The sequence below is a fragment of the Streptomyces sp. NPDC014894 genome (assembly GCF_043080985.1).
Taxonomy (GTDB): domain Bacteria; phylum Actinomycetota; class Actinomycetes; order Streptomycetales; family Streptomycetaceae; genus Streptomyces.
In genome coordinates this window covers 26,312-39,850 of the sequence record NZ_JBIBWD010000022.1, presented here as the reverse complement: position 1 = coordinate 39,850, position 13,539 = coordinate 26,312, and the positions used below count along the sequence as shown (strand labels likewise).

Below are 13,539 nucleotides of genomic sequence, written 5' to 3'. Positions count from 1 at the left end.
CGGCGTCACCCGATTCCTCAGGCATCGAACTGGTGGGCTACCGTTCCCCTGTACGATCACTGGAATGCCCGAAGGGAACGTCCCTGTGCGACGCACATTCTTCACGCCGTCAGTACCACTTCTCGTCGCCCTGGGGCTGTGCCTCACCGCCGCGCCCGCGAGCGCGGCCGCATTCGAATCGTTCGGCGTGACAGCGGTCGAGTCCTCGGTCACGATCGCGGCCAAAACTCCGGGCGCGGCCAAGTCCGGCACACACCGCTACATATTCATCTGACCCTCCGAGGAAGCCCGGTCACAGAAGCCCGGTCGCCCCGCCGCCCTCAGGCCGGCAGCGACCGGGCTTCCGCGTTCCGCGCCCGCGCCGGCTCCTCGGCGGGGTGCAGCGTAAAGGTGTCCGCGCCCCAGCGGACCGTACGGCGACAGGCCAGACCGTGCCGGGCGAGATGCGGGCCCAGCCGCTGGATCCGGGCCCGCAGCGCGGGCAGGGTCATCGGCCGGTGCGGGGATCCCAGCAGATAGCGCGCGTCGTGGCAGCAGAGCGGGGACTTCGCGCTCAGCAGTATCTCCAGCAGCAGGGACTGACTCCGGTGCGAGGGGCTCGGCCGCTCCGGACGCGCGAGCGCGCCCGGGCCGGACGGTCCTTCGCAGCCCCGGGCCGGCCCCTGCGGCTCCGGACCGGCCCCCCGGCGCAGCCAGCGCAGATCGGCGGTGATCCGGGCCGTGAGCGCCGACGCCGTCGTGTCCCGGTTCAGTACGTTGATCGCGCCGGCGGCGAGCAGCGCCTCCGGGTCCGTGCGGTGCCCCACCGCGACGGTCACCGGCGCGAGCAGGCGTAACGACCGTACGCGCTGGACGAGTTCGCCGACCGGCTCGGGCTCCGGGCTGTCCAGGAGGGCCAGCGCCCCGCGGGCCCGGCGGAGGTATTCGTAACCGAGCTGATCGCCCCAGGGGCGTACGACGAAGCGGACCGGGCACGCCTTGCGCAGCCGCTCGGCCCAGAGGAGGCCCGCGGCCGGGTCGAGGGAGACGATGACCACCCGGGGCGCTCCGTCGCGGGGGCGGCCGGGGCGGCGGGGGGCGGGGGCGCTCATGCCGACGGTCCGCATGATCCCTTTCCTGGAAGGAACCCCGCCCCGGTGGAGCACGGTTCGCCGGGCGGCCCGCCGGGCCCCCACCAGGCCGCCGTGTTCGCGGCGAGCACCCCGGGGTCGCACGGCCCGCTGGTGAGCAGCGGGACGTCCGCGACGGGGGCGGGTACGGGCCGGTTGCCGAAGTTCACGGCGCACACCAGGCCGTCGGCGCGGGCGAACGCGAGCACGCCGGGCGGGGCTTCGAGCCAGCGCGGCGGCGCCGGGTCCGGAAGATCGGCCCCGGCGAAGCCCCGGCGCAGGGTCAGCGCGGTGCGGTAGAGGTGCCAGAACGACCCGGGGTCGCCGAGCGCGCGGTCGGTGGTGTGCTCGGCGAACCAGCCGGGCTGCGGAAGCCAGGGCGGCGCGGAGCCGTCCGGGCCGGTGAAGCCGAACGGGGAGGTGTGGCCGGACCAGGGCAGCGGGACCCGGCAGCCGTCGCGTACGTACTGGCGGCTGCCGGTCCTGCGGAAGATCGGGTCGGTCAGCGCCTCGTCGGGCAACTCGACCTCGGGCAGGCCCAGTTCCTCGCCCTGGTAGATGTAGGCGGCTCCGGGCAGGGCCAGCATCAGCAGGGCGGCGGCGCGGGCCCGGGAGGCGCCCGTCGTGCAGCCCTCCCCCGCATATCGGGTGACGGTCCGCACCTGGTCGTGGTTGTTGAGCACCCAGGTGGTGGTGGATCCGGTGCCCGCGATGTCCCGCAGCGCCTCGGTGATCACCCGGCGGAAGTCGTCCGCGTTCCACCGCGCGCTCAGCAGATGGAAGAAGAACGCCTGGTGCAGCTCGTCGGGGCGGACATAGGCGGCCTGGTCGGCGGCGGTGGGCACGGAGACCTCGCCGACGAGCAGCCGGTCGACGCCGTCGCGCGCGGTGTAGGACTCGCAGACCGCCCGCCACCGCCGCCAGACCTCGTGCACCTCGGGCTGGTTCCAGGCCAGCGGATTGACGGAGTCGCGGGTCCGTTCGTCGGCGGCCGGATCGTCGGAGTCGGGCAGTTCGGGGTGGTGGAAGAGGCCCGCCGCCACATCGACGCGGAAGCCGTCCACGCCTTGGTCGAGCCAGAAGCGGAGCACCGTGTCGAAGTACGCGCCGACCCTGGGGTCGCGCCAGTTGAGATCGGGCTGCTCCGGGCTGAAGAGGTGCATGTACCACTGGCCCGGGCCGCCGTCGGGCTCCCGGACCCGGGTCCAGGCCGGGCCGCCGAACATGGCGCGCCAGTTGTTGGGCGGCAGCGCGCCGCCCGGGCCTCGGCCGTCCGCGAAGTGGAAGCGGGCGCGGGCGGCGCTGCCGGGTCCGGCGGCGAGCGCCTCCCGGAACCAGGGGTGCTCGCTGGAGCAGTGGTTGGGCACGATGTCGATGACGACCTTGAGTCCCAGGGCGCGCGCGTCGGCGATCAGCCGTCCGAACTCCTCCAGGTCGCCGTAGACCGGGTCGACGGCCCGGTAGTCGGCGACGTCGTAGCCGTGGTCGTGCTGGGGCGAGGGATAGAACGGGGTCAGCCAGACGCCGTCGACGCCGAGGCTGCTCACATAGGGCAGTCCGGCCCGGACGCCGGCGAGGTCGCCGATGCCGTCCCCGGTGCTGTCGAGGAAGCTGCGGACATAGATCTGATAGATCACCGCATCGCGCCACCATGTCCTCGCGCCGTGCGCGGGCCGGTCCCCCAGCCGCGGCAGGACGCCGCGCGGATCGCCCGAATCAGCCCTCTGTGTCAGGAACATCCGTCCCCCTCCTTCACGAGCAGCCGTACATTCATGTTATGTAGTGGCGAGTGAGCGCCGTCAAGCCATGCGGCCGAAATCGCGTTGAATCAACGGGAGTTGCCGCATGGTTGAGCAGACGTGGGCGAGGAGAGACCAGAGGGGGAGCGGTCATGGACGAGCGGTCGGGGCCGTGTGGTACTCAACAAGCGGGTAGGGCCCCGTGGATTGGAGGCTTCAGCTCCCGGACACGACGGCGCGCAGCTCCCGCTCCAGACGGGCCAGGGCCTCGGCGGGGGTGACGCGTCCGGCGAGCGCGCTGTGGGCGACGGCGGCGACGGCGAGGTTCATCTGCTCGTACTCCACATGCTTGGTGCGCACCCGCGCGGTGCTCACGCTCTCCGCGAGCGCCGGCAGATGGGGGAAGCGCCGGATCAGCGCCGGATCCTCGTACAGCGAGGCCCAGACCGGGGGCAGCGCGCCCTCGGTGAGGACCCGGCGCTGCACCGGCTCGCTGAGGAGGTAGGCCATGAGATCGGCGGCGGAATCGGGGTGTTCGCTGTGGGAGTTGACCGCGAGATTGGATCCGCCGAGGACGCCGGTGCCGGGTCCGCCGGGGCCGGGCAGGGGCGCCGCGGCGAACTTTCCGGCGACGGACGAGCCCGGCTGCGAGGCCATCGTATGCACATAGGGCCAGTTGCGGAGGAAGAGGAGTTCGCCGTCCTGGAAGGCCAGCCGGGAGTTCTCCTCCTTGTATCCGAGGGCCTTGCGGGGGATCCATCCCTCCCGGACGCCCCGGACGAGGAAGGACAGACCCTCCAGCGCCTCGGGGGAGTTCACCGTCACCCGTCGGCCGTCCTCGGACACCAGGGAGCCGCCCGCGGACTGGATCGCCTCGGTCACATTGACCGTGAGCCCCTCGTACGGCAGGAACTGGCCCGCGTAGCCGTCCATGCCGTACGCGCGGGACAGCTTCGCGGCGAGCCGGGCCAGCTCGTCCCAGGTGCGCGGGGGCCGCTCCCCCGCCCGGGCCAGGAGGTCCTTGCGGTAGAAGAGCAGCCCGGCGTTGGTCACATAGGGGACGGCGTAGAGCCTGCCGTCGTAGGTGGCGGTCTCGACGACGGACGGCAGCAGCTGTCCCAGCGGCAGCCCGCGCGGGTCGACGGGCGAGATCCAGCCCCGGCCGGCGAACTCGGCGGTCCAGGCCACATCGATGTTGAGGACGTCGAAGCGGTCGCTGCCCGCGCGCAGGCTGTCCTGCATCTGGGCGTGCACCTCGTCGGCGGCCTCGGGGAGTTCGACCAGCCGGACGCGTTCGGCGGGGTGTTCGCGGTTCCAGCCGTCGAGCACGGCGCGGAGATAGCCGGTGAGATCGCGGCCGGTCGCCAGGGTCAGCGGCCCCCGCCGGTCGCCGTCCGCCGGGTCGGGGCCCCGCTGGGCCGACGGCGCGACCAGCGCCCCCAGCAGCACGGCGCAGACGAGCACGGTCCGGCCCGTCGTACGCGTCGTCCCGCGCATCATCCGCCGCCCTCTCCCGGCCGGCGGGGCGAGCGGGCCGCCCGGACACCCTCCGGCACATCATATGCAATGCGTACCAGGCATCATGGACGCTCGCGGACCGATCCGGCTCCCCCCGGCCCGGATTCACCGCTCCGAAGTGCCGAGTCGCCGGTGACTCGGCAGCCCATTCGTCCCAGGAGGGAACCCGGCACCGTGCGTCTTCATCTGCTGGCGCTGCTCGCCGGCGGTCCCGCCCATGGCTACGAGCTGAGACAGGATCTGGAGAAACTCCTGGGAGCCGCGTACCCTCAGCCGAACATCGGCCAGATCTACGTCACGCTGGGCCGGCTCGAACAGTCGGGGCTCATCGAGGGCAGACACGTCAGTCAGGCCGATCGGCCGGACAAGCGCATCTACGAGATCACGGACGCGGGACGGGAAGCGGTGGACGCCTGGTACGAGACCCCGTCCGAAGCCCCGCGGGTGCGGGACGACTTCTTCATGAAGCTCGCGCTGGCGCACCGTACGGGCCGGCCCGACCAGATCGCCCTGATCAACAAACAGCGCCGCCACTATCTCAATCTGATGCGGGCGCTCTCCCGGATCGAGAACGCGCAGACCGAGCCCGAGAGCCGGGCCAATCGGATCGCGAGCCTGCTGATAGAGGGGGCCACCCTGCATCTTCAGGCCGATCTCGACTGGCTGGAACGGTGCCAGGAGGAGCTGGAATGAGCACCGCCGCCGCAGTACCGCTCCCCGTCGGGCCGTCCGCCGTCCCGCTGCTGTCCGTCACCGGACTGACCAAGAGCCGTACGACCGACGGCGGACGGGTGCGCACGGTGCACGGCGTGGATCTGGAGGTGGCGCGCGGCGAGTTCACCGCCGTGACCGGAACGTCGGGGGCGGGCAAGTCCACCCTGCTGCATCTGCTGGCCGGTCTCGAACGCCCCGACAGCGGGACGATCGTGCTCGACGGCCGGCGCGTCGACGGGCTGGGCGAGGCGCGCTGGGCGGCGCTGCGGCGCCGGCGGATCGGGATCGTGTTCCAGTTCTTCAATCTGGTCTCGACGCTGACCGTGGCCGACAACATCGAGATGCCCGCGCTGCTCGCCGGGCGCGGGGCCCGGGAGAGCCGGGAGGCGGTGCGCGAGCTGCTGGCCGAACTCTCCCTGGAGGGGCGGCGGGACAGTCTGCCGGGCGATCTCTCCGGCGGTGAGCAGCAGCGGGTCGCGCTCGCCCGCGCGCTGGTCAACCGGCCGGATCTGCTTCTCGCCGACGAGCCCACCGGCAGTCTGGACAGCAAGGGGACCCGGGAGGTCGTCCGGCTGCTGCGGCGGCTGCACCGGCAGGGGCAGACCATCGTGCTGGTCACCCATGACGCCCGGGTCGCCAGCGCGGCGGAACGGGTGATCAGCTTCAGCGACGGCCGGATCATCGACGACACCCGGATGTCCGACGGCGACGGCGACGCTCACGAGGCCACCGCCGGTCTCGTCGAGCTCGCGGAGTGATCCGTGCGCGCGATTCTCCGCTGGGCCCTCGCCGATCTCCGCACCCACCGGGGGCAGGCGGCCACGCTCACCCTCGCGACCGCCGGGGTCACCGCCGCGCTCCTGCTGTCGGCGGCGCTGCTCCAGTTCGCCGCGAGCCCCTGGCAGCAGCTGTTCACCGAGACCCGGGGCCATCACATCTGGCTGCGGCTGAGCGACGACGCCGACACCCGGCGGCTGGCGCGGCTGGACGGCGTCCAGCGGGTGTCGGGGCCGTACGCCACCGCCTCGCTCACGGTGGCGGTCGAGGGCTCGGCGGGCACGGGCGCGGGATCCGCCGCGGTGAGTCTGCGGGCCACCGGCCCCGACGGGGTGCGTGACGCGCGGCTCGTGAGCGGCGCCCGGCTCAGCGGCGCCGAGGGCGAGGTGCTGCTCGACCGCGCGACCGCCGAGGCGCTGTGGGCGCGGCCGGGCGACCGGCTGACCGTACGGGAGAGCGGGGCGGGCGGCGGCGTACGGAAGGGTTCGCTGCGGGTGGCGGGCATCGTCGCCACCGCCGAGGCGGGGTACGACGCGGGCGAACGGCCCGGCATCGCCTGGGCGTCGCCCGGCACGGTGGACCGTCAGTCGGCGGGCTCCCGGCCCGGGCGGACCGCGGGACTGCGGCTGGACGACCCGGCGGACACCGGCTTCGTCGTCCAGCAGGCGGTCGCGGCCGTCGGCCCCGAGCATGTCGTCCAGGTCTCCACCTGGCTGGAGGCGCGCGCCTCCTTCGCCGACGACCATCAGCCGGCGGGCCGGCTGCTGCGGGTCTTCGGCCTCGGCGCGCTGCTCGCGGCGGCCGTCGCCGTCACGGGCGGGGTGGGCAGCCGGGTGCTGGGCCAGCTCCGGGACATCTCGGCGCTCAAGGCGATCGGGATGACCCCGGCGCAGATCGCGGTGATGTTCTTCGGCCAGCACACGGCGCTGGCGCTGGCCGGTGCGGTGGCCGGCTCGCTCGCGGTGCGGACCCTGGGGCCGCTGGTCCCCGGGCCGGTCGGGGAGGCCGTGGTCTACAGCGCGGCGCTGCCGGGCGCGGGCGGCGGCCCGGTCAGAACCGGCGCCGCGACCGTGCTGGTGATCGCCGCGGCCACCGCGCTGGCGGCCTGGCGGGCCGCCCGGGTCTCCCCGAGCCCGGCGGTGCGCGCGGCGCGTCCGGCGCCGCGCCGGATGTCGCGGGCGGCGCGGGCCGCGCTGCGCCGGGGCGTTCCGCCGCAGCTGGTGCTGGGCTGGCGCGGGGCGGTCCACCGCAGGGTCCGGTTCGCCGCCGGGGTGGTCCGGCTCGCGGTGCCGGTGGGGCTGATCACCGTCGCGCTCTCCGCCGTCACCACACTGGACGCCCTGAACGGCGGCGACGGCGGCCGGGCGGGTCCATCGGCCCCGCTGACCGTCCGCCAGGAGGGCGGTCTCAGCACCTCGGCGGTGGACCGGCTGGGCCGGACCGACGGGGTGCGGACGGTGTATCCGGCCGCGGAGGTCACCGCGCTCATCCCCGGTCAGACCCGCTCGGTCACCCTGCGCGGACGCGGCACCGCGAACCGTCCGTACCCCTTCGCGGCCGTGGAGGGCAGAACGCCGTCCGCCTCCCACGAGGCGGTCGCCGGGCAGGGGATGCTGGACGCGACCCGGACCGAGGTGGGGCAGTGGGTCCGGCTGACCGTCGGCGGGACGCCGCACATCCTGCACATCGTGGGCCGCTCCATCGAGCCCGAGCACGGCGGCGTGGTCGTGACCACCACGCTGGACACCCTGCGGGAGAACGGCACCGCCCGGGGGCCGCAGGCGTACGCCGTACTGCCCCGGCCCGGGGCCGATCCCGACGCCCTCGCGAGCGCGCTCTCCAAGGCGCTGCCCGGCGGCGAGGTGCGGCGCGCGCCGCCGCCGGTCCCCTCCGCCCCGCTGGTCGGCGGCGTCCTCGCCGGGCTGATCGGAGTGCTGGCGCTGATCGCCGTGGCCGAGCTGGCGTCCTCGGTCGGCTCGGCCGTCTGGCACCACGCGCGGGAGCTGCCCGCGCTGCGGGCCGTCGGGCTGACCCCGGGGCAGCTGGCGGGGACGATCGTGGCGCACTGCGCGGTCACGGCGGGGGCCGCGGCCGTGACCGGGACGGCGGCCGGGCTGCTGGCCGCGCGCCCGCTCATCGATCTGGAGGGCGGGGCGAGCGGCGTCGGCGCGGGGATGGCGCTGCCGCCGCCCACCGCCCTGCTGCTGCTGACCGGGGCCGGGCTGGTGGCCGCCGCGATCGCGCTGGCCTCGGTGCCCGCGCTGCGGGCGGAACGGCGCCGTACGCCGGATCCGGCCGTCGCGGCGGGGTGACGCGGACTCGCCCTGCCGGGGCGGGGCGGTCCGCCCCGGTCGCGCCGGGGCCGGCAATCGGAGCCGGGGGCCGGGGGCCGGGAATCGGGGCCGGCGCGACCGGGGCGTTACTCGGGCGGGAGAAGGGCGGCCGGGGCGGGCTGGAACCAGGCCGGGCCCTCGGCGAGCGACTGCTCGATCCGGAAGCGGGCGAACTCGTGCAGCTCCGGCAGCGCGTCCAGGTCGAACCAGCCCACCTCCAGCGACTCGTCGTCGTTCACCCGGGCCTCCCCGCCGGTCGCACGGCAGCGGAAGGCGATGTCCATGTACTGGCACTGGTCGCCGTTGGGATACGTCACCGGCTTGGCCAGCCCCTGGACCAGCACCACCCGCTCCGCGACACAGCGCACCGCGGTCTCCTCGTACACCTCGCGCACGGCGGTGGTGGCGGGCTCCTCGCCCGGTTCGGCGATGCCGCCGATGATCGACCACTCGCCGCTGTCGGCACGGCGGTCCAGGAGCACCTGGCCCCGGTCGTTGAAGACCACCGCGCTGACTCCGGGGAGAAGGAGCAACTGATGGCCGGCGGTGGCCCGGATCGCGCGGATGAAGTCAGGAGTCGCCATGGCTTCGACCCTAACCGATCATTACCGGCCTGGAATTGACGGCCCGACCGGTCCGGGCCGACGGCGAGGGACTGGACCGGTCACGCGGGCGGGTCACTTGGTCCGGCCGGCCGGCAGGTCACGCGGTCCGGCCGTCCCGGCCCTCCCGGACGTCCTCGGTGCGGGTCTCCCCGCCGCCTCCGGACGCGGACCGCGCGCGCCGCCACGCCTGGGCCGAGCCGACGGCGACCCAGCCGAGTCCGCCCGCCGCCACGGCCATCAGCACGATCTCGGGCGCGACGCCCAGCCGGGTCGCGGGGGTGAGCGAGGAGCGCAGCGGCACCTCGGCGACCAGCGCGTCCGGGGTGAACATCCGGGTCTTCTGGACCACCTCGCCGTCCGGCATGATCACGGCGCTCACCCCGCTGGTGACGGGGACCACGACGGACCGGCCGTGCTCGACCGCCCGCACCTGCGACATCGCCAGCTGCTGATAGGTCATCTCGCTGCGGCCGAAGGTCGCGTTGTTGCTGGGTACGGAGATCAGCTGCGCGCCGCCGTCGACCGTGTCCCGGGCCATGTCGTCGAAGGCGGCCTCGTAGCAGGTGACGAGACCGACCCTGGTGCCGGCCAGATCGAAGACGCCGACCTTGTCGCCGGGCCCGAAGTCACGGCGCACCCGGTCCACGTCCGAGCTGAACAGCCGGACGAAGGAGCGCATCGGGATGTACTCGCCGAACGGCTGCACATGGCGCTTGTCGTAGGTGTCGACGGGCCCGCGCTCCGGGTCCCACTCGATGAGGGTGTTGCGGAGCTTGCCGGTCTCGGGGGTGAGCACCGCGCCGACGACGGTGGGGACGCCGACGGCCTTGACGGCCCTGTCGATCACGTCCCGGGCGTCCGGGTTGCGGTAGGGGTCGAGGTCCGAGGAGTTCTCCGGCCACAGGACGAAGTCGGGGCGGGCGACCCGGCCCGCCTTCACGTCCTCGGCGAGCTGTTCGGTGCGGTTCGCGTGGTTGTCGAGGACCGCGCGCCGCTGGGCGTTGAAGTCGAGTCCCAGCCTCGGCACATTGCCCTGGACCGCGGCGACGGTCGCGGTGCCGTCCTCGGCGGAGTCGTCCACCAGCGGGAGGGCGGCGACGGAGGCGGTGACCGGGACGAGCAGGCTGAGCAGCGCGACGGCGAGCGGACCGCGCGGGAGCACGCCGGTGCGCCGGTGGGCGAGGACGCGCCGGACGGTCTCGTACAGGCCGAATCCGCACAGGACGACGGCGAAGCCGAGCACGGGGGTGCCGCCGAGGGCGGCGAGCGGCAGGAAGAAGCCGTCCGCCTGGCCGAAGGCGACCTTGCCCCAGGGGAAGCCGCCGAAGGGGAAGCGGGCGCGGGCGCCCTCGCCGAGGATCCAGACGGCCGCGGCGAACAGCGGCCAGAGCGGGAGGCGGGTGACGACGGCGATGCCCAGCGCGCTGAAGGCGATGAAGAGCGCCTCCACGGCGGCCAGCGCGATCCAGGGGACCGGGCCGACGTCCTCGCCGGTCCAGCTGAGCAGCGGCAGCAGGAAGCCGAGGCCCGCGAGGTAGCCGAGGCCGAAGGCGGCGCGCGGCCGCCGTCCGTACAGGGTCGCGGCGAGCAGGGCGAAGGCGGGGACCGCCAGCCACCACAGGGGCCGGGGCGGGAAGCTCAGGAAGAGCAGCACCCCGCTGAGGGCGGCGGCCCCGGGCCGGATGAGCCGCCGCGGCGGCGAGGTGCTCGCGGCGGAGGCGGGCTGGGGGGCATCGACGGCGGTGATGGTGGCGCTCACCTGCCGGAGTCTACGGTGAGGGGCCGGCCGCCCCGTGCGGGCGGTACGGGGTCCGGGGCGCCGGTCCGGGCCGGGGGCTCATTACTGCATTCGGGTGGTCGCGGTCCGGGCCTCGGGCCCGCGCTCCCGTCAGGACGGACGCACCGCTGATCCGGACGGTCATCCGTGCGCCCCCGTCCCCGGTCGGGGCGAGGGGCGCACGCGCGAAGACGGGCGGGGGCGCGGGCTCAGGCCTCCGCCGGAGTGCCCGCGGCGGTCGGGGGACGGAGGAGGTCGCGGATGGCGCGGACGGCGGCCTCGGCGTCGTCGACGGTGACCGTGAACGTTCTGCCGTCACCGAGGGTGACGATCAGACCTTCGCCCCGGCGTACGACTATCGCCGTGCCCTTCTCGGGCAGCCAGCGGTATCCCCAGCCGCCCCACTGACGCGGAGTGACGCTCGGCGCGAACTCCGCCGCCACCACGTGGGAGAGCGGGATCCTCCGGCGCGGCAGACCCATGTGGCCGCAGCGGATCTCGACGGCGTCGCTGTCCACCCGGACGGCGACATGGACGAAGGCGAGAGTCCCGTAGAGCATCAGCAGCCCCACGGCGACACAGCCGATGACGGACATCAGCAGTGCGGCGATGCCCGAGGTCCAGGAGGTGTTCACGGCCAGCTCGATACCGAGCGTGATGAAGGCGACGCCCGCGATGGCGAGCAGCCACTGCATCCGGTTGGTCGCGCGTCCGGTCCACACCGCGGGCGCGGGCTCCGCGGGGAGGAGCGGGTCGTGGGAGTGGTCCCTCATGTCTGCAGAGTACCCAGCTTCCGGCAGGTCGGCATGGACTCTGTCGGCAGGATCACATAACGGACGAAAGGGATCACATGCCCCGGTGCCCGGTCAGCGGACGGAGGGCACCGCCTGGAGCAGCCGGCCCTCGGCATAGCCGGTCGCCCGCTCGGGGAGCGGGGCCTCCCGGCCGTTGAGCAGCACGGTGAGGGAGCCGCTCGCGGGGGCGTCCGGAGCGGGCGCGGCCCCGATCCGGCGCAGCGCCTGCGCGGCGACCGGTCCCGCCGAGCCCAGCAGCGCCACGGAGGCCCCGACCGCGGCGCGGATGCGGTCGGCGACCAGTTCGTAATGGGTGCAGCCCAGGACGACGGCCCTGACATCGGCGGGCGTTCGCGCGGCCGCGGCGGCCACCGCCCGGTCGATCGCGGCGTGGTCCGCCTGCTCCACGGCGTCCGCGAGCCCGGGGCAGGGCACCTCGGTCACGGTGACCCCGTCGGCGAACTCGCCGATGAGGCCGCGCTGATACGGGCTGCCGGTGGTCGCCGGGGTCGCCCAGATGGCGATGGGTCCGCCGCACGTCGCCGCGGGCTTGATCGCCGGGACGGTGCCGATGACCGGTACGGCGGGCTCCAGCGCGGCGCGGAGCGCGGGCAGCGCGTGGACGGAGGCGGTGTTGCAGGCGACGATCAGCGCGTCGGGCCGGTGCGCGGCGGCGGCCTCGGCGACGGCGAGCGCGCGCTCGGTCACATCGGCCGGGGTGCGCGGCCCCCAGGGCATGCCGTCGGGGGCCGACGACAGCACGAGATCCGCGTCGGGGCGCAGCCCCCGTACCGCGGCGGCCGCCGCGAGCAGTCCGATTCCGGAGTCCATGAGCGCGATCTTCACCCGGTCACCATAGTCGACAGGGGCGATACGGACGCTTCGGTGGGGCAGACTGCGGCGCATGAGCGCCCTCGCGTGGACCGCCCTCGCTTCGCTGGCCGCATGGGTCTGGCTCTTGCTGGGCACGGGCTTCTTCTGGCGAACGGACCAGCGGCTGCCGCCTCGTGAGGAGCCGGAGACCTGGCCGGATGTCGCGGTCGTCGTACCGGCCCGGGACGAGGCCGCCGTGCTCCCCGCCGCGCTGCCGTCGCTGCTCGCGCAGGACTATCCGGGGCGGGCGGAGATCATCCTGGTGGACGACGGCAGCTCGGACGGCACGGCGGCGACGGCCCGCGCGCTGGCGGACCGGCACGGCGGGCTGCCGCTGCGCGTGGTCGTTCCCGGCGAGCCGGAGCCGGGCTGGACCGGGAAGCTGTGGGCGCTGCGGCACGGCATCGCGCTGGCGCGGGAGCGCGGACACGGGGACGGGGGCGGAGGCGACAACGGGCGCGGGGACGAGGACGGAGGCGAGCGCGACAACGGGCGCGGGGACGAGGACGGAGGCGGGCCCGAGTATCTGCTGCTGACCGACGCCGACATCGCCCACGCCCCGGACAGTCTGCGCGCCCTGGTCGCGGCGGCCCGGACGAACGGTCTGGACCTGGTGTCGCAGATGGCGCGGCTGCGGATCGCGAGCGGCTGGGAGCGGCTGGTGGTGCCCGCGTTCGTCTACTTCTTCGGCCAGCTCTATCCGTTCCGCCGGGTGAACCGGCCCACGGCGCGGACGGCGGCCGCGGCGGGCGGCTGTGTGCTGCTGCGCACCTCGGCGGCCGGGCGCGCCGACGTGCCGGCGTCGATCCGGCAGTCGGTGATCGACGATGTCGCCCTGGCCCGCGCGGTCCAGCGCTCCGGCGGGCGGATCTGGCTCGGCCTCGCCGAGGGCGTGACGAGCGTACGGCCGTATCCGCGGCTCGCGGATCTGTGGCGGATGGTCTCCCGCAGCGCGTACGCCCAGCTGCTGCACAGCCCCGTACTGCTGGCCGGGACGGTCGCCGGGCTGGCGCTGGTCTATCTCGCGCCGCCGGTCGCCCTGGCCGCCGGGGCGCTCGGCCGGGACCCCGTCGCGGCCGGGGCGGGCGGGCTGGCCTGGGCGGTGATGGCGGCGAGCTATCTGCCGATGCTGCGCCACTACCGGCAGCCGGCGGCGCTGGCGGTGACGCTGCCGTTCACCGCGCTGCTCTATCTGCTGATGACGGTCGACTCCGCGGTCCAGCACCACCGGGGCCGGGGCGCGGCCTGGAAGGGGCGCGTGTACGCGCGCCCCCGGGCCGCGCCCGAAGCCTGACCGGCG

The 13,539-nt window shown here is 74.6% G+C and carries 12 protein-coding genes; 5 read left to right on the top strand and 7 right to left on the bottom strand.

What is annotated here, in order from left to right:
• Positions 1–64: 64 nt before the first annotated feature.
• A complete protein-coding gene (locus ACF089_RS33760; protein ID WP_392035306.1) occupies positions 65–274 on the top strand; it encodes a hypothetical protein in 210 nt (69 codons plus the stop codon).
• 46 nt (positions 275–320) lie between these two features.
• Here the strand turns inward: ACF089_RS33760 and ACF089_RS33755 are convergent, their stop codons facing one another.
• From ACF089_RS33755 to ACF089_RS33745, 3 genes are all read right to left on the bottom strand, one after another.
• Positions 321–1,106 carry a hypothetical protein gene (locus ACF089_RS33755; protein WP_392035303.1) on the bottom strand — a complete coding sequence of 262 codons (786 nt, stop codon included), beginning with the start codon at positions 1,104–1,106 and terminating at the stop codon, positions 321–323.
• On the bottom strand, positions 1,088–2,848 hold the full coding sequence (locus ACF089_RS33750; RefSeq protein ID WP_392035300.1) for an alpha-amylase family glycosyl hydrolase: 1,761 nt from the start codon (positions 2,846–2,848) through the stop codon (positions 1,088–1,090). Before ACF089_RS33750 ends, ACF089_RS33755 begins: the two co-directional genes overlap by 19 nt.
• A gap of 216 nt (positions 2,849–3,064) precedes the next feature.
• Positions 3,065–4,345, bottom strand: coding sequence for an ABC transporter substrate-binding protein (locus tag ACF089_RS33745; RefSeq protein WP_392035297.1), 1,281 nt, complete (start codon positions 4,343–4,345; stop codon positions 3,065–3,067).
• A gap of 195 nt (positions 4,346–4,540) precedes the next feature.
• Here ACF089_RS33745 and ACF089_RS33740 point away from each other — a divergent pair, with 195 nt between their 5' ends.
• From ACF089_RS33740 to ACF089_RS33730, 3 genes are read left to right on the top strand one after another with little or no spacing between them, the layout of a single operon-like run.
• The gene (locus ACF089_RS33740; protein WP_392035294.1) at positions 4,541–5,059 is read left to right on the top strand and encodes a PadR family transcriptional regulator; all 519 of its coding nucleotides are present in this window, start codon (positions 4,541–4,543) and stop codon (positions 5,057–5,059) included.
• A complete protein-coding gene (locus ACF089_RS33735; RefSeq protein WP_392035292.1) occupies positions 5,056–5,838 on the top strand; it encodes an ABC transporter ATP-binding protein in 783 nt (260 codons plus the stop codon). The genes ACF089_RS33740 and ACF089_RS33735 overlap by 4 nt, the downstream gene beginning before the upstream one ends.
• Positions 5,839–5,841: 3 nt before the next feature.
• Positions 5,842–8,169: an FtsX-like permease family protein gene (locus ACF089_RS33730; protein ID WP_392035289.1), complete on the top strand. Its 2,328-nt coding sequence runs from the start codon at positions 5,842–5,844 to the stop codon at positions 8,167–8,169.
• 107 nt (positions 8,170–8,276) lie between these two features.
• On the opposite strand, the gene ACF089_RS33725 is transcribed toward ACF089_RS33730, so the two are convergent.
• The 4 genes from ACF089_RS33725 to ACF089_RS33710 form a co-directional block, all read right to left on the bottom strand.
• On the bottom strand, positions 8,277–8,774 hold the full coding sequence (locus tag ACF089_RS33725) for an NUDIX domain-containing protein (RefSeq protein WP_392035286.1): 498 nt from the start codon (positions 8,772–8,774) through the stop codon (positions 8,277–8,279).
• Between the two features lie 118 nt (positions 8,775–8,892).
• Positions 8,893–10,554 carry an apolipoprotein N-acyltransferase gene (lnt, locus tag ACF089_RS33720; protein WP_392035283.1) on the bottom strand — a complete coding sequence of 554 codons (1,662 nt, stop codon included), beginning with the start codon at positions 10,552–10,554 and terminating at the stop codon, positions 8,893–8,895.
• Positions 10,555–10,781: 227 nt separating this feature from the next.
• Entirely contained in the window at positions 10,782–11,345 is a 564-nt protein-coding gene (locus ACF089_RS33715; protein WP_392035280.1) for a hypothetical protein, read from the bottom strand.
• A gap of 93 nt (positions 11,346–11,438) precedes the next feature.
• Entirely contained in the window at positions 11,439–12,272 is an 834-nt protein-coding gene (locus tag ACF089_RS33710; RefSeq protein ID WP_392035278.1) for a glutamate racemase, read from the bottom strand.
• On the opposite strand from ACF089_RS33710, the gene ACF089_RS33705 reads away from it, so the two are divergent.
• Complete coding sequence (locus tag ACF089_RS33705) at positions 12,271–13,533, top strand: glycosyltransferase (protein ID WP_392035275.1); 1,263 nt, start codon at positions 12,271–12,273, stop codon at positions 13,531–13,533. The genes ACF089_RS33710 and ACF089_RS33705 overlap by 2 nt on opposite strands.
• Positions 13,534–13,539 lie beyond the last annotated feature (6 nt).

What these genes read in the sequence shown, in the direction of transcription:
- ACF089_RS33760 (WP_392035306.1), top strand. Translation starts at nt 65, where the DNA reads ATGCCCGAAGGGAACGTCCCTGTGCGACGCACATTCTTCACGCCGTCA.
- ACF089_RS33755 (WP_392035303.1), bottom strand. Translation starts at nt 1,106, where the DNA reads ATGCGGACCGTCGGCATGAGCGCCCCCGCCCCCCGCCGCCCCGGCCGC.
- ACF089_RS33750 (WP_392035300.1), bottom strand. Translation starts at nt 2,848, where the DNA reads ATGTTCCTGACACAGAGGGCTGATTCGGGCGATCCGCGCGGCGTCCTG.
- ACF089_RS33745 (WP_392035297.1), bottom strand. Translation starts at nt 4,345, where the DNA reads ATGCGCGGGACGACGCGTACGACGGGCCGGACCGTGCTCGTCTGCGCC.
- ACF089_RS33735 (WP_392035292.1), top strand. Translation starts at nt 5,056, where the DNA reads ATGAGCACCGCCGCCGCAGTACCGCTCCCCGTCGGGCCGTCCGCCGTC.
- ACF089_RS33725 (WP_392035286.1), bottom strand. Translation starts at nt 8,774, where the DNA reads ATGGCGACTCCTGACTTCATCCGCGCGATCCGGGCCACCGCCGGCCAT.
- ACF089_RS33715 (WP_392035280.1), bottom strand. Translation starts at nt 11,345, where the DNA reads ATGAGGGACCACTCCCACGACCCGCTCCTCCCCGCGGAGCCCGCGCCC.
- ACF089_RS33705 (WP_392035275.1), top strand. Translation starts at nt 12,271, where the DNA reads ATGAGCGCCCTCGCGTGGACCGCCCTCGCTTCGCTGGCCGCATGGGTC.
- ACF089_RS33710 (WP_392035278.1), bottom strand. Translation starts at nt 12,272, where the DNA reads ATGCGCCGCAGTCTGCCCCACCGAAGCGTCCGTATCGCCCCTGTCGAC.